This is a genomic window from Thermodesulfobacteriota bacterium (assembly GCA_036397855.1).
GTDB lineage: Bacteria > Desulfobacterota_D > UBA1144 > Nemesobacterales > CSP1-2 > DASWID01.
On record DASWID010000193.1, the window covers coordinates 13,115 to 32,912 of the forward strand.

Below are 19,798 nucleotides of genomic sequence, written 5' to 3' on the forward strand. Positions count from 1 at the left end.
TGACATTTGAGTCAAGATTTTCAGTGAATTTTTGAGTTTGTGCCGTCCGTACGCTTTCTGGAGAAATAATCAAACTTGTAATTGTAATAATTTCCAGATATTTTCACTTCGCATGGACAAGAAAAAGGTTGCTGTGCTCGGAGCAAGTGGGTATACGGGTAGCGAACTGTTGCGCTTTCTACTGATTCACCCAAATATTGAGATAACATACTTAACGGCGGATAAACACTCGGGCAGGAAGATTTCGGATGTTTTTCCGCATTTGACGGGGTTAATTGATCTAGAACTTCAGCCTCTCGATCTCAACTTAATTCCACAAGACCTGGATTTTGTTTTTTGTGCACTTCCGCATGGCAAGTCTGCGTCAATCATTAAGGAGTTGTTAAGCAGAGGGCTCAATATCGTGGATTTAGGGGCAGACTTCAGGCTCAGTCACGAGAATTATAGGAAATGGTATGGTGATCATCCTTGTCCGGAGCTCCTACCGCAAGCTGTCTATGGAATTTCTGAGCTGAATAAGGCTGAGATTGCCAGGGCAAGGCTTATAGCTAACCCAGGTTGTTATCCTGAGTCCGCAATCCTGGGTATAGCACCGGTACTTAAAAACAAATTAATAGAGGATGACTCCATAATCATAGATTCCAAATCGGGTGTTTCGGGTGCTGGCAGGTCCCCTGATTTAGCATATCACTTTTGCGAGGTTAATGAGGGTGTCAGAGCATATAAGATTGGGGAGCATCGTCACAAACCAGAAATAGATGAAGTCTTATCGAAATATTCAGGACTTGATATTGAGGTTACATTTACACCTCATTTAATTCCAATGGATAGGGGAATACTTTCGACTATCTATGTAAGACTCAAAGAAGAGGTTACTACAAAAGAGTTGTTAGACATTTATGGCAATTTCTATGATGGTCAAAGATTTATAAGGATCAGAAACGAAAACAATTATCCAGCGACTGGCGAGGTGAGGGGATCTAACTTCTGTGATATTGGAATTAAATCAAATCCGATGAACAAGACGGCTATTATTATTTCTGTTATAGATAATCTGGTTAAAGGAGCATCCGGTCAGGCCATTCAAAATATGAACGTTATGATGGAATTTGAAGAATCACTGGGGCTTGATTTCCCGCCGGTTTTTCCGTAGGGAGTCAGTGCAAGTTGTCGAGTTGACCAAAGTTATAGGGTAACTCATTTTGGGCTCATTTTATTGTCGATTAGCGGTAATGGATTATGCCTCGTGGTGGAGTAATGATAAATTTCAGGTTGGGGGATGGTGGTTATGTCGTTCTGAATTCGTTTCAGACTCTGAGCTCTGATTTACTTCTAGGCACTTATCTTTTTAACTAGCTCACTCTTTTTAACTTGTCTTATCCTCTCCACAATCCGGGGCAGAACCTCAAGAACCCTGTCAACATCCTTCTCTTCATTAAACCTACCAAAGCTGAATCTAATCGACGACGACGCTTGTTGCTTGGATAAACCCATAGCGAGGAGAACGTGGGATGGATCAACATTTCCTTCAGAGCATGCAGAACCTGTCGATACAGCTATTCCTTCTAAGTCAAGGTTGATGACCAGTGACTCTCCCTCCACGTCTTCAAAACTTAGATTTAGTGTGTTAGGAAGCCTTTTCTCAGGATGACCATTTAGCTTTAGACAATCGATTTTATCTGTAATTCCGTTATGAAGTCTATCTCTCATCCCCTTTATCCTGACTTCTGACTTCTGACTCTTCAGTTCTTCTTTAACAATCTCGCATGCCTTTCCGAACCCCACAATCGCCGGTACATTCTCAGTACCAGAACGCCTTCCTCTCTCCTGTCCTCCGCCGTGAATAAATGGATCTATTCTTAGCCCGGTTTTTATGTATATTGCACCAACACCTTTGGGTCCGTAGATTTTGTGGGATGATACCGAAAGCATATCGACAGAGATATCATTCAAGTTAATATCCATCTTCCCAAGTGCTTGTATTGCATCGGTGTGAAAAATGATTCCTTTTTCCTTGACTAAAGCTGCAATTTCATTGATTGGCATTACCACACCGGTTTCGTTGTTGGCGAACATTACTGAGACAAGAATAGTTTCGTCTGTTATCGATTCTCGAAGCTCATCCAGATCAATGAGGCCATGGTGATCTACCCCAAGAAGGGTTAGTTTGAAACCATGATTGCCCAGGAACCTAAAGGTTTCAAGGATTGATGCATGTTCAATCTCCGTAGTAATTAAATGGTTGCCCTTCTCTTTTAGGGCAAACGCCGCTCCAATTATTGCAGAATTGTTGCTCTCGCTTCCGCCTGATGTAAAAACAATCTCTTTAGGCTTTGTACGGATGAGCTCCGAAACCCGCTCCCTAGACTCATCCAGTGCCGCCTTTGCCTTGCTTCCATACGAGTGTATGCTTGAAGGGTTGCCATAATACTCTCGCATGTAAGGAATCATCGATTCCAGGGCGCGGGGATCCATCGGCGTTGTTGCATTATAGTCAAGGTAAATAAGGCTCATCTTCACTTTGTTTTGACAATCTTTAAGATCCTGTTTTCTTCTTTAGTTTCTTTAAGTTCGTTTTCTAAAGTTCTAATTCTTTCTTCAAGGTTGTTTACTTGTTCTACCAGCGATTGCAACATAAGTGCTTCCGGGTCTGGCAATTTATTGTGCTCAAGCCCTGAATAAACCGGAAATTCTTCCTTTGTGACTATTTTCCCGGGGATTCCGACGACCGTAGCATTTGGAGGTACGTCTTTGATTACAACGGAGTTTGCTCCGATTTTACTGTTATTCCCAATCTTGAGTGGACCTAAAATTTTTGCGCCTGCGCCAATAGTAACATTATTTTCAATCGTTGGATGACGCTTTCCCCTGGTGAAGCTGGTACCGCCAAGAGTAACTCCGTGATATATAGTCACGTTGTCTCCAATCTCAGACGTTTCTCCTATCACAACGCCCATCCCATGGTCGATAAAGAAGCTATTCCCGATTTTCGCGCCGGGATGTATCTCAATACCCGTGGTAAATCTAGATAGATGCGATAAGCATTTGCCGATCAGTTTCATTCTTTTTTGCCAAAGCCGATGTGCTAAGCGATGAAAAAATATTGCTTGAAATCCGGAGCATGTGAATATGACTTCCAATTTAGTCCTTGCGGCTGGATCCCTTTCAAATACTGCCCTAAAATCCGATTTGATTTCTCTGATAATCCCCATATCGTATCCTGTGAATAAAAATAAGAAACAAAGGAATGCAAGTCAAGGTGGCAAGGGGTGACTACATGATATCCGGTCTATTCGTAACTATTCCATTTATTCCTAGATCTTTCATCCATTGAGCCCTTTTTTCGCTGTCTACAACCCGGGTAAATAAAAAAAGACCACTCCTCTGTGCTTCTTTCACCAGGCCTTTACTGATGAAGACGTGAAATGGTGCAATAGCATCGGCGAGAGATTCCCTGCCGGAATTTATTGAAGTACAGGAGAAAACCGTGATTAGACAGGTTCTTATACCGCCTTCCAGAGTTTTCACGTTTTTGAGGAATTCCCGGTTCCTAGATATAATGAATACGTCATCTAACAGATTATATTCTTTGATCAGGTTTATAGCCTTTTTCCCCGTTCCTCGCTCCTTTATTTCAATCGCGAATTTTGTTTTTTTTACGCCAACTTCGATTACTTCTTTTAAGGTTGGTATCTTTTCACCTTTTCCGGCATCGAGTTTCTTTAGTTCCGCGAGTGTCATATCTTTAACATAACCACGTCCGTTTGTAGTCCTATCGACAGTACTATCATGAATAACCACAAGATGCCCGTCTTTAGACATCCTGACATCGAGTTCTATCATATCGGCTTTCATGTCAAACGCCAGTATAAATGATCGAAGAGTATTTTCGTGTTCATATGCGCTCGCACCGCGATGGGCTATCTTGAAGAATTTATGTTGGAGTGAATAATTCATATGTTATAAGCAAAGAGTGTTAAGAATCGTTGTCATAGGATCAATAATTAGTAGAATGATAGCTCTATGAAGTGTTCGTTTAAAACCTATTTTCTTGTTCTCAGGACACATCAATGGGTAAAAAATCTATTGGTTCTTGCTCCTCCCTTTTTTGGCGATGTGTTGTTTTCAAATCTTGACATTTTTTTAATGATGGTTCAAGCATTCATAGCCTTTTCTTTTGCCTCTTCCACCGTTTATATAATAAACGATATTTTCGATAAGCAAGAGGACATTGCTCATCCTGCTAAGAAATTTCGCCCAATTGCTTCGGATACGCTAGATAATAGATCTGCATTAATTTTGGCCTGTTTGACATTTATCGTATCGATAGTGCTCTCACTAAGTTTCGATAAATCTTTTATCTTTTTTCTTATAGTCTATCTTTTTCTTAACATTGCGTACTCGCTGTTTCTTCAGTACATGGTGTTCGTTGATGCCGTCAGCATTGCTATCGGTTTCTTGCTGAGGGTTGAGGCCGGAGGAGCTGCTTCTTCGGTTAATGTCTCATCGTGGCTTATAATCATGACCGTAATACTCTCTCTACTCCTCGCATTTGGAAAGAGGCGTTTTGAGCTTGGATCGCAAGAAGGAGAAAATAGATTCAGGGAGGTTCTAGCACGATACAAGGCGGTGCATCTTGATCTGATTTTGGTATTCCTCGGGATAGCTGCAATCGTTTCCTATTCTCTCTATTCTTTTAGCAGGGGGACTTGGGGGTTTTTGATGACAATTCCGTTCGTATGCTTTGGCGTCATCCGTTACCTGTATTTGGTAAAAACTTTGAAAATGGGTGATCCCACAGAGTCCTTTTTCAATGACAAATGGCTATTGGTTTGTGTTTTAATTTGGTTTTTGATTACTTTTATCATCATTTATATTTAGGATTTCCATGGCTTCTTTGGATAAAGCTTCGCTCAGACCGCCTTGTAAAGCCTTTTTAGCGTGCCGTTTTGCTTTGTCATTGTTACCGAGGTTGAAGTAAACTTTCGCAAATAGTAGATCTGCCTTTGGATAATACCGATATATCTCAAAGGTCTTTTCTAGGTATCTTGCCGCTATTCTATATTCTGAGTCTGAGTTTGTTAATTCACCCTTTATGTAGTGTAAAAGACCCATGTGATAATATGGCCTTCCGTAAGTTGGATCATACTTTAAGGCTTTCCCAAACCACCTCTCCGCATTTGCATAATCTTCTTTATTGAGATATAGGACTCCCAGATTTGTTGCAGTAATTGCCCTACCTCTATTTGAGTCACTGACACTTGGATCAAGGGCTATTTCATATTGCTTTATAGCGCCATCGGTCCTGCCAGCTTTTTCCAGTGCATATCCATAATTCGAATGCGGTAGTGCATGATAATATGATTTGAATGCAGTGTCTTTCCAGAGTGACAAATTATCTTTCCACACGTACTGTCTTTGAAGAGTAAAAAATAGATAGATTGAAATTAATATTATGATCGGCGCAAAGGCGATCTTCTTTTTGCCAATTCTTTTCGCCACTTCAAATAGTAGATAACCGACAATCATGCAGTAACCTGCCGATGGAATATATAGGTATCTCTCTGCTAGGGGTGCGGAGGCTAAATTTGTGACTGAAACAATAGCCGATGGTGCAAGTGTTACGAAAATCCAGATCACAAAGAAGGCAATTAAACCTTTCCCCTGTTTTATGGAGATCACGGCGACGACGAATAACAGCAAAATCGTCGTTATTGAGAAAATGAAGTAGTAGAATTCGTCTGGTACCGAAGTAATAAAAGCATTGAAATCGAAGGGGAAAACCAGTTTGCTAATATAGAAAAAGAAAGAGCTTGAAAGGACCTTAAGCGTTTTAATTATGTTGAAAAAATAATATTTACCTTCTGCTATCTGATGGATATTTTCATCCGTAACTTCAATAGGATTAATGTATGCCCTTCCCCGCAAGTATAAGTAAAGCAGGGCAAGCGAGATGTAAACTGTGTATCGTAATATGTTGTATGGATTTCTTATCCTTCGGGTTAAGAGGTCGAACGAAATCACCACAACCGGGAACGATAAAGCGACTTCTTTCGAAAGAAGAGAAAGGGAAAAGCTGAGCGCCGTCAGTATCAGAAGCGAAATGGTATGATAAGATTCAATATGAAGGATTAATGCAAGGATGAAAAAAATGCTGCAGAGAATATCAGTCCTTCCCGCTATCCAGGAGACCGATTCTACATGCATCGGATAGACCGCGAAGAGTAGGGCGGTGAAAAAGGATATAGATTCTTTTCCTTCTACTGAAAACTTCGCAAAAATGAGAAGCAGTAAAAAGTAAAGAAGCATTGTGGAGATAGAATTGAGTAGGAGATTACTCAGGTGGAAACCGAAAGGATTTATTCCCCATAACTCACGGTCTGTAACGATTGATACATAGATTATGGGTCTAAAGTAGCGTTGGGTTTTGTTCTGTTTTGCCTCAGGGAATAATATGTTGTTAATACGTGATGCTTTAAAACTATGATAGCTCTTTTGAATAACCTCAATATCATCCCATACAAAATCGTTTCTGAGTGAGGGCGAGTATAAAAAAAAGGAAATTAGAAATAACAGTAAAGCAGCCGTCGCTTTATTTGTGATCAGGTTCATTTAATAGATTATATCATTTTGGTAATTGCGAAATAGCAGGGATAATCTCGAATAGCTTAATAATTCCCAGCACCAGGGTTTCTCTATACATGTCGTTGCGAGCCGAGACCATTACGTTCTCATTCCTTATGTTTCATCCGTGCGGGGTTGGAAAACCCCGCCTATCTTTATTGATGACGGTATTTATTATGGATAGTCGGGACATTCCTGTCCCGATGGGTTTCCATGTCATCGATCTTTTGGACGACGTGAACGGTCTTCCAAAAATTGCGTTAAGAGGATCAATGTCATAGTCAGTCGTGCCGAACTCGTTTCAGCATCTTTTGCTTGCTTTAGATCCTGAAATATATTCGGGATGACCGATGCGGGGTAGCTTGATTTAAGTTTGTTTTGTAAGATTCGACGTGAAAATAGATTTTATTAAAAAAGTTAATAGTAGTGGTCAGCCTGTAAAACGACCTAGTATTGTCTTTGACAGACACGTAATTTCCTAACGGAACAGATCTTCTTCTGGTTTCCTTATAAGCTCTTTTGCGCCAAGGCCACCATGGTCGTACTCTAATCCTCTAACTATTACGACTGGTGTGGCTCCAACTTTTTTCATGACTAGACCTGCTGCTCCTGCAATTTCATCAGCAACCGCCACAATTGTCGCGTTCAGTTCGTATCCCTTCGAGTCCTTTTGTCCCCTGTAATCTTTCAGAGGTTTTATACCCCAACAACCGATCGCTATTTCGGTAAGCCCCATCCGCCATGGTCTTCCTACGGTATCCGTGATGATAACTGCTATATCTATTCCAAATCTATTTTTAAACGTTTCTACGATGCTTTTCGCAGAAGCATCCGGATCCTTTGGGAGCAGGGTAACTTTATCACCACCAGACACATTAGAGGCATCTACTCCGGCATTGGCGCAAACTATGCCGTGTCTCGTTTCCACAATCAATTTTCCTTTTTCAAATTTGCCCTTTTCCATTTTAACAATTCTCTTTGTTTCTCCCAATATTATTTCGATTATTTTCGGGTCTTTACCGAGTTCTTTTCCTACGCTAATTGCGAAGGATGTCGGAGTTATATTATCAACCTTTACCAACCTGTTCTCGGCCTTAGAAATAATCTTTTGAGCTATCGCTAATATGTCTCCATTGCGTAATTGAACTTTCTCTTTTGTTATTGCCCTGGAGATTTTTCCAACCAGGTTGTCTCCTGGTTTTATTTCGGGTAAGCACTTAATTGGAATTATTGAGATGCAATTATCGTCTGATTTCATTTTATAATTGTGTTTAAATTTTGAATTTTACTTTATTTGAAATTTTATGCCAAAAATGGAATTTTTAATTTTGAGATCTTATTAATTTCAGGTTTAAATGGCTTATGTTTGGTTTTATTGAAGGTGAATTGAGATACGACCACACCATTAAGGGGTTCGTCATGATTTTGTTAGCTTTTTCCCTGATTTGCCAGTACTGTGTTACCTAAATCGGAGAATAGATATTAAACAACTGAAACAAATTAAAGATTCAGCTCTTCTGTGTTTTTGAAGGATGGGAAAATGGAAACGATAATTGAAAGACTAATGCATTGGTCGGAAATACAGCCTCAAAAGATTGCCCTTCAAATAAAACTTCCAGCGGGCTATGAGCGTATCACTTATCGTGAGCTATGGGAAAAGTGTCGAAGTGTAGCAAAAGAATTAAAATCTTCAGGTCTCAAGCCTGGGGACCATGTTTGTCTTTACGGTGAAAACGGCCCGGGATGGGCTATCTCCTATTTTGCAATACATATTTCGGGTGGGGTGATTGTTCCTCTGGATGCTCAATTGGGTGCAAGAGATTCATTAAATATTATAGAGTATTCGGACTCTAAAGCTATAATTGCAGATAATTCCCATCTTGCTCAGCTAGAAACGCTTTTCCAGGACGAAGAGAACGAAGTAAAGCTCTTTTCTATTGAGAAACTGAGTGCACTGTCGAAATCGAATGACAGAAGTGACGTATATAATCATGACCCAAGTGACACGCAGACGATTGTGTTTACCTCTGGAACCACCGGTGAGCCAAAGGGGGTGATGCTAACATGTGAAAACATTATGAGTAATATTCAAGCGCTCGTAAGATTCACCGAGGTTTCATCGAGTGACAACGTATTGAGTATATTACCCCTTAATCACGCTTATCCATGCATTGCTGGGTTACTTTCACCACTTTTCGCAGGGGCGACCGTTACTTTTTCTCATTCTCTTAAAAGCCTTGATTTATTTGATGCGATGAAGGAAACTGGTGTGACGGTTTTTCCCGGTGTGCCAAAATTATTTACATTGCTTGATCGGGAGATCTTTAATAGAGTAAAATCATCGCCTATCTTTTCAAGGATTATCTTCTGGATTCTGTACACATTCGCTGCCTGGGTTAGAAAAACGACCGGGATACGTATAGGAAAATTAATTTTCAAAAGGATTCATGGTCCTTTTGGTGAAAGATTTCGCTTCTTCGCAAGTGGTGGAGCAAAGCTTGATCCTAAAGTGTCCGAACATTTTTTAAACCTTGGATTTCTTCTAGTTGAGGGATATGGACTCACCGAAACATCGGCGGTTAGCACGCTTACCCCTCTGAAAGCGCCTAAATCCGGGACTGCGGGCATACCCATTCCAGGAGTTGAAATCCGTATAGATTCTCCAGATTCAGAAGGTGTAGGAGAAATATGCATAAAGGGCCCCAATCTCATGAAGGGTTATTATAAGAACGAAAAAGCGACAAAAGAGGTTTTGAGTGATGGGTGGTTTCATACTGGGGATCTTGGAATGATAGATTCTGATGCGAATATTTTGGTAACAGGTAGGGTAAAAGAGGTAATAGTTCTATCTTCAGGTAAGAACATTTACCCGGAAGAAGTTGAGAAGCTTTATGAAAAAATTCCATTTGCTAAGGAGCTATGTGTTCTTGCTTCATACGATGATAGCGGATTTGTTAAGGGCTTACGAATGGTTGTTGTTCCTGATGATCAGGAGCTTATATCAAGAGGGGTGTTCAATAAACGTGATCGCATAAGCTCTGAAATTACCATGAGGGGGGCCAGTCTTCCCACATACATGCGTATAACGGAGCTTGAGCTAGATGATGATCAACTCCCCAGAACGATGCTCGGAAAGATCAGGAGGAGCGAGGTTGAGAGACACTTGAGAGAACGACAAATGGTTATTCCAACGGAGGAAATTTCACTTACTCCTGAAGAAAAAGAGCTTATGCAAGCGCCGTCATCGGTCAGATTCTTAAAAAGGCTTCAAGAAGTCGCAAAAGTAAGTGGCCCCTTCTTTCCAAGTCAAGAGCTTTCTATAGACCTAGGACTCGACTCGCTTACACTGGTTCAAATCACGGTTGTATTAGAAAACGAGTTTGGATTGCAGTTAAAAGAGGAAGATCTTCCCAACATTAGAAACATTGGGGATGTTCTAAAACTAATCAGGGGAGTGCGCGCTTCTAAAATAGAAGAACCAGACGCCCTTCTAAAAACACTTTTTCAACCTCCGTCTAAACCCCTTGACGAGGTATTCAATATCAAGCGCGGCGTTTTTAAAAGAATCGTTATGAGAATTGTCCAGATGGTAGTCTTCATTGTTGTCAAGGCTATATTCAGGATGAGAATTGAGGGGACGAATAAAATTCCCAAAGAGGGCCCAGTCCTATTATGTCCAAACCACCAAAGCTATATTGACCCAATTGTCATTGTCGCCGTGCTCCCAGGTTGGATTCTTGACCGGCTCTTGCTTACCGGTTTTAGTGAGCTATTCAAGAAGGCCCCCCTTTCCTGGCTGGTTCGTCCATTGCGTGTAATACCGATTGGAAGCACTGATACATTTGGGGATTCTCTCGAACTTACTTACGATGGCCTCAAACGCGGAATGGCCCTTTTACTTTTCCCCGAGGGACGTCGTACACCAACGGGAGGCATTATGCCGGCCAGAATGGGTGTAGGCATCCTAAGCGTTGAGGCTCGAGTACCTATAATCCCAATCCTTATAGAAGGTGCCGCCAACACGCTTTCCCCTCTTCATCCAGGGTTTAGATTTGCAAAGGTAAACATTGTCGTAGGTGACCCGATAGAACCACCCGAAGAAGAGAATCATTCGAGGGAACTATACCAAAACGCCTGTGAGAGATGGAAAGAGGCAGTTGAAGAACTTGAAAATCGATTTAGGCGCGATCTTGAGAAGAGTAAAGAATAGACTTAATAGGGACGAATGAAACAGAATATTATATCGATCAAGTACGATCATTAAGTCGATCAATTTGATCTGCAAGAACCTCTGCAACGTGTCTTGGTTTTCTCCCGGTAAAATGTTCAATCTGCTGTTTGCATGACACGCCAGTTACAGCTATGACGGTGTCCGTAGTTGACTCGCGTACTGCCGGGAAAAGCCTGTCTTCGCCAATGGATTCTGAAATTTTATAGTGTTCCTTTTCATATCCGAAGCTGCCCGCTAAACCGCAACAACCGGCACCGCTCTCTGTGACTGAACAGCCGGCCAATTTAAGAAGCTCGATTGATGCTTCAATCCCCACAAGTGCCCTTTGATGACAATGTCCATGAAAAAACACCGAGGGACCAAGCGATTTCCAAGATATGTTAAGAAATTTAGTTCTTTCATTTTTCGATAGATACTCATCAAGAAGATAGGAGTTCTCGGCAAGGTTTTTTGCATCATCATTACCAGGCAATAAATCAGGGTATTCATCGCGAAAGGTCAATATGCAGCTAGGTTCGGTTCCGATGACGGGTATCCCCTGCCTGATGTATGGCGAAAGTAACTCGGCGTTATTCTTTGCACAAGAGCGAGCCGGTTTAATTAATCCCTTACTAAGCATGGGTCGACCGCAACAAACCCTTTTGGTTACCAGGATTACTTCGAATCCCATCGCTTCGAGTAATTTTACAGCTGCTTTTCCAATCTGTGGGTAATAAAAAGATACCCATGTGTCATGAAAATATATGACCTTGTTAAGAGTAGTCGTTTTTTTTGCTCTATTATAAAACCAATCGACAAACTTATCACGACTGAATCCCGGCAGTTCTCGGTCCGGATGAATTCCCAGACCGCTTAAAATCAGGCGCGTGAAACGATTTTTAATAAGCGGGTTGGCGATGACTGAGAATGGAGCAGAGCATCGACTGAACTCGTGAACGTATCCAAAAAAAAGATCGCGAAAGGTTCTTCCATGAGCCTCGTGGTAATTAGCCAGGAATTCCATTTTCATTTTTGCTACATCCACGCTCGAGGGGCATTCCCTCTTGCAGGCTTTACATTCCAGACACAGGTCAAAGACCCTATGCATCTGGTCACTTTTCATTTCCTCGAGGGGCATTCTTCCGGACAAGACGGCTCGAAGCGCGTTTGCACGTGCCCTGGTTGTATCCATTTCATCTTTGGTGGACATGTAGGATGGACACATGATGCCTTCTCCTATTTTTCTGCAGACCCCCTGCCCATTGCACATTTCGACTGCACGGAGGAAACCTCCGTCGGAAGACCAGTCCAAATAGGTCCTTATCTCATGGGTCCTATAGCTTTGGTCATATCGTAGATTATCGACGGGTGACGATGCGTTGACTACCTTCCCAGGATTGAGTCTGCCCTCGGGATCAAAGGCTGCCTTGAGATCACACATCGCCCCGTAAATTTCCTTTCCGAATAGCATCTTATTCAGGTAACTGCGTTGTATCCCGTCCCCATGTTCGCCACTCATGACCCCGCCATAACGAATGGCCAATTTTAGAGCCTCGTCTGTTAATTCCTTCATAACGCTAACGCCATCTTCCGTCTTTAGATTGACAAGAGGTCTCACGTGGAGGCAGCCTGCACTTGCATGACCATAAAAACCGGCTTCAGTACCCAGACGATTTATGATTTCTAGGATGTCCCGTACATAACCGGCTAAGTTTTCAACTGGAACGGATACATCCTCGATACATGGGATCGGTTTATAGTCTCCGCGCTTGCTCATGAGGAGTCCCAATCCCGCCTTGCGGATGGACCAAAAATTAGCTTGAGCTGCTTGTGTAAGCGCTTTAGTTATTGAGGTATTAATTTTGTGGAATCTCAAATGATCGATTAGATTACTGGTCTTCTTTTCAACTTCATTAACGGTATCTCCATAAAACTCAACGGCGAGAACAGCAGCCGGGTCCCCCTCTAAAAAAGAGAGAAGCGAAGAGTAACCTCTGTGACCTTTTGTCAAACTGATTAACATTCTATCAATCAATTCTATTGCAGAGGGGTTTTGTACAAGTATTAATGGCACCGTTTCCATTGCTTCAACCAGGTTGTCAAACTGGAGCAGGACAAGGCCTGTGTGTAATGGTAGAGGTACCAATTTCAGTGTGAACTCCGTCGCCACTGCCAGAGTGCCTTCGGAACTGGCAAGAAGTTGCGCTGGATTAAAATTGTTGTCTAAAAGATATGGAAGACTATAACCTGAGGCTCTTCTCCAATGTTTTGGGAAATCGTTACGAATAGTGTCACGGTAACGCTCACGTAGAGATATAAGGGATTTATAAAGACGTCCTTCCGTACTTTGTTGACTTGCCTTTGCACGTAAACCGGATTCATCTAATGGACTGAAATTAATAACTGTAGCGTCGGAGAGAACAGCTTTCGCTCCCATTAAATTGTCTCCCGCCATTCCATAAAGAATCGAGTGTGCACCAGTTGCGTTATTGCCAATTACTCCTCCTACTGTAGCTATCCTTGCTGTGGAGGGATCTGGACCAAACATTAAATTGTGCCGTTTTAAGTGGTTATTTAGTTGTTCTAGATATATTCCTGGCTCTACTCGTACAGTACTTGTTTCTTCATCCAATTTAATAAATTTGTTCAGGTACCGGGAGAAATCTATCACCAATGCATTGCCGACGGCCTGCCCAGCTAGACTCGTACCTCCTCCGCGTGGGAGGATGGGGGTTTTATATGCAAATGCAATTTCGGTCGTTTTTATTACATCATCTATGGATCTCGGTATAACTACTCCAACTGGCTCAATCTGATAATTGCTTGCATCTGTGCTGTAGAGGACCCGACTAAATGCATCAAAGAGGACTTCCCCTTTTATGTCTGCTCTGAGCGTTGCCTCAATTTCTCTTGAAAGAGAATGACTGGTCATCACTATTTCAATTATTATAAATAAGAAACGACGGGACGTATATTTATTGGACAGTCTACCCTATGAGATTTTAGACGACTTCCCAGTTCGGGTAGGTCACGAGTCTTGCTCGTGACTATTGCTTAGCCCACCAGCAAGACTGGTGGGCTACCCGTATGGCGGACAGGAACCCGTGGCTACCCTTATTCGAATTAATTCCTGAAAAAGAAAGGTTTCTCCTTAAAGTCGACTCGAATGAAGAGACCGTTTCTTTATTCATTATCTTAAAGTTTCGTAGAAAAAGATGTTGGTTTAAGATGGCTTTGATATTTCTGTGTTTCCCTCAAATCTATGGTTTTAACTTAGCTATGTTAACTCAGATCTTCTTCATCTCTACCAAATAATTTCAATATACCATAAGTCGTATTTCTCTGTGCAGGTATTCTTCCGATTTCTTTTGTTAGTCTTTGAAATTCTTCCGGTGGAAAATACTGCCCGTGATTTGCCCCTGCGGCCCGTGAGATATGCTCTTCCATCAGTGTGCCACCAAAATCATTTGCACCTGCGGTTAATGAGAACTGTGCGAATTCGGGGCCCTGCTTAACCCATGAAACCTGTATATTGTTTATCCAGCCCCGAAGCATAAGCCTGGATACACCATACATCTTTAATTGATCTAGATCTGTTGGCCCCGGGTTAACTTTACCCTTAGAGTGTTGAAATAACCTTGTGTTCCAAGGAATGAACCGAAGGGGTACGAACTCGGTGAAGCCACCTGTTTCTTTTTGTATATCTCTAAGGATGCCTAAATGCCTTGCCCAGTGATATGATTTATCGACGTGTCCGTACATTATCGTTGATGTAGTTCTCATACCAGCCTTATGTGCCTTTCTCACGACGTCGATCCAGGTTTGTGTAGGTATCTTCCTGGGAGCGATTACGGTCCGTACTTCCTCATCCAGGACCTCCGCGGCGGTACCGGGGAAGGTATCATGACCTGCTTCCTTTAGCATTTCGATAAAGTCTTCTTCACTTATGTTAAGGGTCTTTGCGCCATAATAAATCTCAAAGGGTGAAAACGCATGTGTATGCATCTGGGGTACTGCCTTTTTTACGGATTTTATCAATTCGACATAAAAATTTCCATCGATATCTGGATGCATACCGCCCTGCATACATACTTCGGTCGCGCCGTTTTCCCATGCCTCTATTGTTTTTTGCGCGATTTCCTCCATTGTTAAAAAGTAAGCCCTTTCATCTCCTTCGGGAGCCATGAAGTTACAGAATCCGCAATAGGTATTGCAGATGTTTGTAAAGTTAATGTTTCGGTTGATCACATATGTTACGATATCCCCGACGTCTTCTTTTCTGATTTCGTCGGCCGATATCGCCAATGCCGAGATTTCATCCAAGTCTCTAATATTAAAAAGGTGTTCCCCTTCATTTACCGAAATTTCCTCTCCTTTAAAGGCCTTATCTATTATTGATGCGGTCTTCCCGTTTACTTTCGACAGTAGCGCGTCAATGCCTAGAGTCCTGTTTTCGTCGATCCTTTTTATTGCGTCTTTAATTTGTTCCATTTTCAACCTCCTGCGATATCACAAATCCGCTCTTGTCGACAAAATTGCGTATGCGTTCGAGAACAGCTTTGCTTATGAATTCTTCGTTTATAAATTCAGGATAAACTGGGAGCCTTTCTTCTATTTTGAATCCAACTTCATCGCATAGACTCTTCATTTTCTTTATATGCGGCCATGGAGCCTCAGGGTTTACGTAGTCGATTGTAACTGGAGATACACCACCCAAATCGTTTATACCCGCAAAAATGAATAGTGGATAAGTCTCGGGATTTATATTTGGCGGGATTTGTATATTCATGTTATCTCCGAAAATGAGCCTTGATATTGCCACAGTCTTAAGCATTTCAACGAAGCCTGGGGGCGGATAATTCTGCATAATGATTCCATGCTTTGGACTGAAATTTTGTATTATTATTTCTTGAATATGACCATATTCGTCCGAAAGACCCTTTAATGCATAGAGCGAATCAATTCTTTCTTCCCATGTTTCACCGATGCCAACCAATATTCCGCTAGTCCAGGCAATTCTTAACTCTCCAGCCAGTTCCATTGTCCTCATTCTGAGCTTAGGAACCTTGTCAGCCGAGCGGTAGTGCGCTTGGCCTTTCTTCAGTAGTCTTGGGCTAATGTTTTCAAGCATGAGCCCCATGCTTGGATTCGACTCTCTGAGGGCTACAAGCTCATCCCAAGTCGCCAATCCAAGGTTAGAATGAGGGAAAATTTTCTCCCTTAGTGCCACCTCACACATCGCTATCAGATATTCTGCAGTTGTCTTGTAGCCAATCTTGCCAAGGGCTTCACGATAAACAGGGTAGACAAGTTCAGGTTTATCACCCGTTACGAAAAGGAGTTCAGTGCATCCAAGCTGCGCACCTTTTCTTGCCATCTCTGTTACTTCATCAGGAGATACAAAGAGTTCACCTTCATCTGGTTCAATTTTAAAGGTACAGTATCCGCAGTGATCCCGGCAAAGTCTTGTAAGTGGAACAAATATATTTTTTGAGAAGCTGAGTGTCTTACCTTTGCCCCTGTCTCTGATTTTAGAGGCGGCCATTAACAAGTAGGCTATTTCTTCTGTTTTAAGATTGACGAGAAATAGTGCGTCTTCCCTATTAATTGACCCGAGCGAGTAGGCATCCTGTAATATCATCTCCAATCTTGTTGACGGCGTCTTTCCTGAGTTTACTTCAACGCCGTGTGATTTGAAGGAGGAATAAACATGTTCTGAAGAAAATAGATTGTCGGTTTCTTCAACAAATGAAATCATCTTGAATTTTCCCTTTAAAATCTTCCCTGGGTTAGTTATAAATCAACTCAAGAACCCATCATTATTTAATTATAGTCACATGATTCTGTGGTTGTTGTCAAGTCTTTTCTGACCGTAATTTATTAACGATTTAACACTTCAGTGATTTGGTTATGCCGATAATTTCAATACCTGTTTTGCCACCTGCTCTGCTTTTTCGTCTTCATTCATGATTGTATCGAGTACAAATAACTCAATACCTAATTGTTTTATTGCAGTTTCTTCAAGAGCGTCTTTTTCGTCGATTACCATCCCATCAATGAAATCCTTATAGAGTTTAGCTACTTGTGTTGATGATACCTCAAGGCCAATGCCCTTCATCAGCCTGTCAGCCGGACCCTTTAATGGTTTTCCACCGACGAGTGGGCTGATTGCAATTATCCTGGCTTTTGTCCTTTGGAGTGCTTCTCTTATCTTAATTATCTTGAGTATGGGACCAATACTAATAATCGGATTGCTTGGGCATATTATTATTAACCTTGACTCTTCTATCGCGTCTATTACGCCCGGCGCCGGGTTTGCTTTTTCAATGCCCCTAATGAATACTGATTTCACCGTTGGTTTCATCTGTTTTTTTACTAGATATTCCTGAAAGTGCATTTCACCTTCGTCGGTAAGAATCCATGTTTCTACATCTTCATCGGTCATAGGGAGTATCTTTATGTTGCCAACATCTAAGGCCTTTGCGATTCTGTCGGTAATCTCAGAGGGTTTAAATCCCTTTCCCCGCAGGTATGTTCGATAAATATGTGTTGCAATATCCCTATCGCCGAGGTTGAACCAGTCTTCTAAACCAAATTTTGTCAGGGCTTCCAGGCAGCTGAAGGTATCGTCCCTGATACCCCATCCTTTTTTCCTGTCTACAATGTCTGACAGCCAGTAGATTACTATATCTATATCTGGGGAGATTTTTAAGCCAGAGATAGATATGTCATCCCCGGTATTGACTATTACTGTGAGCGATTCTCCATTTATGACTTTGGAGAGGCCCCTTAAGAACTTTGCTGCCCCAACCCCTCCACCAAGGGCTGTTATCATTGATTAACCTTATAAATATAGATTACTATCTTTTTCTGGATAAGGACATTATTGAAAACAAAGAGCGTGAATTAACGCTGGGCATGAGCGTTAGAATAAGTTAGAGATCTATGAGTGTCAAGATTTACCGCGCCTATCATTATCCGAGAACTGGTAAAAGCAGTTAGGTGGATTTGATTGAATTAAAGCTCAGACTCAGTCCTCTTGGCGCCGACAAATTTAATTATTATTGGAGGGTATTTCGTTAAAATGATAATTCTACTATAAGTGGCTGATAAGTAATTTGACAAAGAGATTCTGATGACTCATCATCTCAACATACTACTTGAGGTGGTATTTACATGAGAGATATAGTTACGAACAATTTTGCTTTTTGGTACGAGAGCAATAAGAGAAAAATGTAATGCTATTTCATCAAATATTATGGAAATTATAAGGTAAGAGATTGTATTTTTTGGAAGATATACGTGATCAGCATTAGTGGAGAACATATTGAGATTTAGGTGAGAATCCATGAAGAATGTATCTGTTGTCGGAATAGGGAAAACTAAGTATGGGGTGTTACAGGAGAAAACATTCTTGGACATATCCGTGGAAGCGGGGAAAAAGGCAATGGAAGATGCTGGCATTGGCCCTGAAGATATAGAAGCCTTATACCTAGGAAACTATGGTGGAAGCGATTTTATCAATCAGAATCATCTCGCACCTTACGTGGGCTCAGCACTGGGTTTGGGAGTGCACGTTGCCTGTACTCATATTGAAAATGCTTGCGCTTCAGGGGGTTCCGCAGTGAGGGAGGGGATTCTCGCTATAAATTCAGGCATCGCTCGGATAGTTTTAGTTATCGGTGTTGAAAAGATGAATACGGTCACCACACCCATGGTTACAGAATTTCTAGCTAAGGCAGGGGATTGGGAAAATGAAGTAAGAGTCGGCTACACCTTTCCTTGCGCATTCGCAATGATGGCCAGAAGACACATGCATCAGTACGGGACTACCAGGAAGCATCTAGCTGCTGTGGCTGTAAAGAATCACAAAAACGGTCTTAATAATCCTACAGCGCATATGCATAAGTCTATTACTATTGATCAGGTTTTGGAGGATGACCGTATAGTAGCAGATCCACTTCGACTCTATGACTGTTCTTTAATAACAGATGGCGCATCGGCCGTTGTTCTGAGCGAAGAAAGCATGGCAAGAAGTTTTTCGGATAAGCCTGTCGATATAATAGGCTTCGGTCAGGCGATGGATCATTTTGTATTATATCAAAAGGATGATTTGACTAAATTTAACGCTACTGTGGAGGCGGCGGAGATGGCATTTACTATGGCAGGTGTAAAGCCTTCGGATATTGACGTAGCAGAAGTCCATGATTGTTTTACGATCGCTGAAATATTAGCAATTGAGGACTTGGGATTTGTTCCTAAGGGCCAAGGAGGTCCTGCAACTGCTGATGGAATGACATCGCATGGGGGTAAGTTTGTGGTAAATCCCAGCGGAGGGCTTAAAGCCAAAGGACATCCGGTAGGTGCAACTGGTGTTGACCAGATTGCTGAGATAGCACTTCAGCTTCGAGGGGAAGCCGATGCTAGACAGGTGAAAAATGCGGAAATTGGACTAACCCATAATCTAGGTGGTTCCGGGGCCACATGTGTAGTCCATATTCTGGCAAGGAATTAAATGTGATGGATGTTTCGATCCATAAATGTTCTTCCTGTGGCAGGTTTCAATCGCCGCCTGCATATTTCTGCATTTCATGTAAGTCGGATAAATTGGAATGGATAGAGATACCTGGTAGAGGAACTCTATATACTTACTCCACAGTTTATGTTCCACTCTCAAGCCATGAGGACCAGGCTCCTTATACAGTGGCGATTGTTGAGTTTCAGGAAGATTTAAGGTTAACGGGTCGGTTAGTTAACTCAAATTCAGAAAATCTCGAGATAGGTGCTCAAGTGGAAGTTGTAGATGTTAGGGATGGGGTTTATTTTTTTGATATTTGTAAATGAGAAAAAACGAAGGGTTTGGATTCATCTATATTTATTATCCCTGGGTTTGAATATGTGCCCCATAATCCTGTCAACTTCTTCAAAAAACTTTTTTATCTCCGCGACCTTCTAGAGATTATT

14 protein-coding genes are annotated in these 19,798 nt (G+C 41.8%); 5 read left to right on the forward strand and 9 right to left on the reverse strand.

Annotated elements, in window-relative coordinates:
* Positions 1 to 112: 112 nt before the first annotated feature.
* Positions 113 to 1,153 (forward strand): N-acetyl-gamma-glutamyl-phosphate reductase, encoded by a 1,041-nt coding sequence (gene argC / locus VGA95_14585; protein ID HEX9667771.1) that lies wholly within the window; start codon positions 113 to 115, stop codon positions 1,151 to 1,153.
* A gap of 179 nt (positions 1,154 to 1,332) precedes the next feature.
* On the opposite strand, the gene nifS is transcribed toward argC, so the two are convergent.
* From nifS to VGA95_14600, 3 genes are all read right to left on the reverse strand, one after another.
* Positions 1,333 to 2,514, reverse strand: a complete 1,182-nt coding sequence (nifS, locus tag VGA95_14590; GenBank protein HEX9667772.1) for a cysteine desulfurase NifS — start codon at positions 2,512 to 2,514, stop codon at positions 1,333 to 1,335.
* 2 nt (positions 2,515 to 2,516) lie between these two features.
* Complete coding sequence (epsC, locus tag VGA95_14595) at positions 2,517 to 3,212, reverse strand: serine O-acetyltransferase EpsC (protein ID HEX9667773.1); 696 nt, start codon at positions 3,210 to 3,212, stop codon at positions 2,517 to 2,519.
* A gap of 61 nt (positions 3,213 to 3,273) precedes the next feature.
* Complete coding sequence (locus VGA95_14600) at positions 3,274 to 3,957, reverse strand: glycerophosphodiester phosphodiesterase family protein (GenBank protein ID HEX9667774.1); 684 nt, start codon at positions 3,955 to 3,957, stop codon at positions 3,274 to 3,276.
* Positions 3,958 to 4,023: 66 nt separating this feature from the next.
* Here VGA95_14600 and VGA95_14605 point away from each other — a divergent pair, with 66 nt between their 5' ends.
* Complete coding sequence (locus VGA95_14605) at positions 4,024 to 4,881, forward strand: decaprenyl-phosphate phosphoribosyltransferase (GenBank protein HEX9667775.1); 858 nt, start codon at positions 4,024 to 4,026, stop codon at positions 4,879 to 4,881.
* Here the strand turns inward: VGA95_14605 and VGA95_14610 are convergent.
* Positions 4,840 to 6,612 carry a tetratricopeptide repeat protein gene (locus VGA95_14610; protein HEX9667776.1) on the reverse strand — a complete coding sequence of 591 codons (1,773 nt, stop codon included), beginning with the start codon at positions 6,610 to 6,612 and terminating at the stop codon, positions 4,840 to 4,842. The two genes, VGA95_14605 and VGA95_14610, sit on opposite strands and share 42 nt — an antisense overlap.
* 490 nt (positions 6,613 to 7,102) lie before the next feature.
* On the reverse strand, positions 7,103 to 7,882 hold the full coding sequence (gene cofE, locus VGA95_14615) for a coenzyme F420-0:L-glutamate ligase (protein HEX9667777.1): 780 nt from the start codon (positions 7,880 to 7,882) through the stop codon (positions 7,103 to 7,105).
* A 282-nt stretch (positions 7,883 to 8,164) separates the two neighbouring features.
* Between cofE and VGA95_14620 the strand changes: the two genes are divergently transcribed.
* Positions 8,165 to 10,834: an AMP-binding protein gene (locus VGA95_14620; GenBank protein ID HEX9667778.1), complete on the forward strand. Its 2,670-nt coding sequence runs from the start codon at positions 8,165 to 8,167 to the stop codon at positions 10,832 to 10,834.
* Between the two features lie 37 nt (positions 10,835 to 10,871).
* Here the strand turns inward: VGA95_14620 and VGA95_14625 are convergent, their stop codons facing one another.
* From VGA95_14625 to cofD, 4 genes are all read right to left on the reverse strand, one after another.
* Positions 10,872 to 13,766: an FAD-linked oxidase C-terminal domain-containing protein gene (locus VGA95_14625; protein HEX9667779.1), complete on the reverse strand. Its 2,895-nt coding sequence runs from the start codon at positions 13,764 to 13,766 to the stop codon at positions 10,872 to 10,874.
* Positions 13,767 to 14,116: 350 nt separating this feature from the next.
* Positions 14,117 to 15,325 carry a 5-amino-6-(D-ribitylamino)uracil--L-tyrosine 4-hydroxyphenyl transferase CofH gene (cofH, locus tag VGA95_14630; GenBank protein HEX9667780.1) on the reverse strand — a complete coding sequence of 403 codons (1,209 nt, stop codon included), beginning with the start codon at positions 15,323 to 15,325 and terminating at the stop codon, positions 14,117 to 14,119.
* Complete coding sequence (gene cofG, locus VGA95_14635; protein ID HEX9667781.1) at positions 15,312 to 16,592, reverse strand: 7,8-didemethyl-8-hydroxy-5-deazariboflavin synthase CofG; 1,281 nt, start codon at positions 16,590 to 16,592, stop codon at positions 15,312 to 15,314. The genes cofH and cofG overlap by 14 nt, the downstream gene beginning before the upstream one ends.
* A gap of 150 nt (positions 16,593 to 16,742) precedes the next feature.
* The gene (cofD, locus tag VGA95_14640) at positions 16,743 to 17,669 is read right to left on the reverse strand and encodes a 2-phospho-L-lactate transferase (GenBank protein HEX9667782.1); all 927 of its coding nucleotides are present in this window, start codon (positions 17,667 to 17,669) and stop codon (positions 16,743 to 16,745) included.
* Positions 17,670 to 18,182: 513 nt separating this feature from the next.
* On the opposite strand from cofD, the gene VGA95_14645 reads away from it, so the two are divergent.
* Both VGA95_14645 and VGA95_14650 read left to right on the forward strand, forming a co-directional pair.
* On the forward strand, positions 18,183 to 19,349 hold the full coding sequence (locus VGA95_14645; protein HEX9667783.1) for a thiolase domain-containing protein: 1,167 nt from the start codon (positions 18,183 to 18,185) through the stop codon (positions 19,347 to 19,349).
* Between the two features lie 5 nt (positions 19,350 to 19,354).
* On the forward strand, positions 19,355 to 19,678 hold the full coding sequence (locus tag VGA95_14650; protein ID HEX9667784.1) for a Zn-ribbon domain-containing OB-fold protein: 324 nt from the start codon (positions 19,355 to 19,357) through the stop codon (positions 19,676 to 19,678).
* Positions 19,679 to 19,798 lie beyond the last annotated feature (120 nt).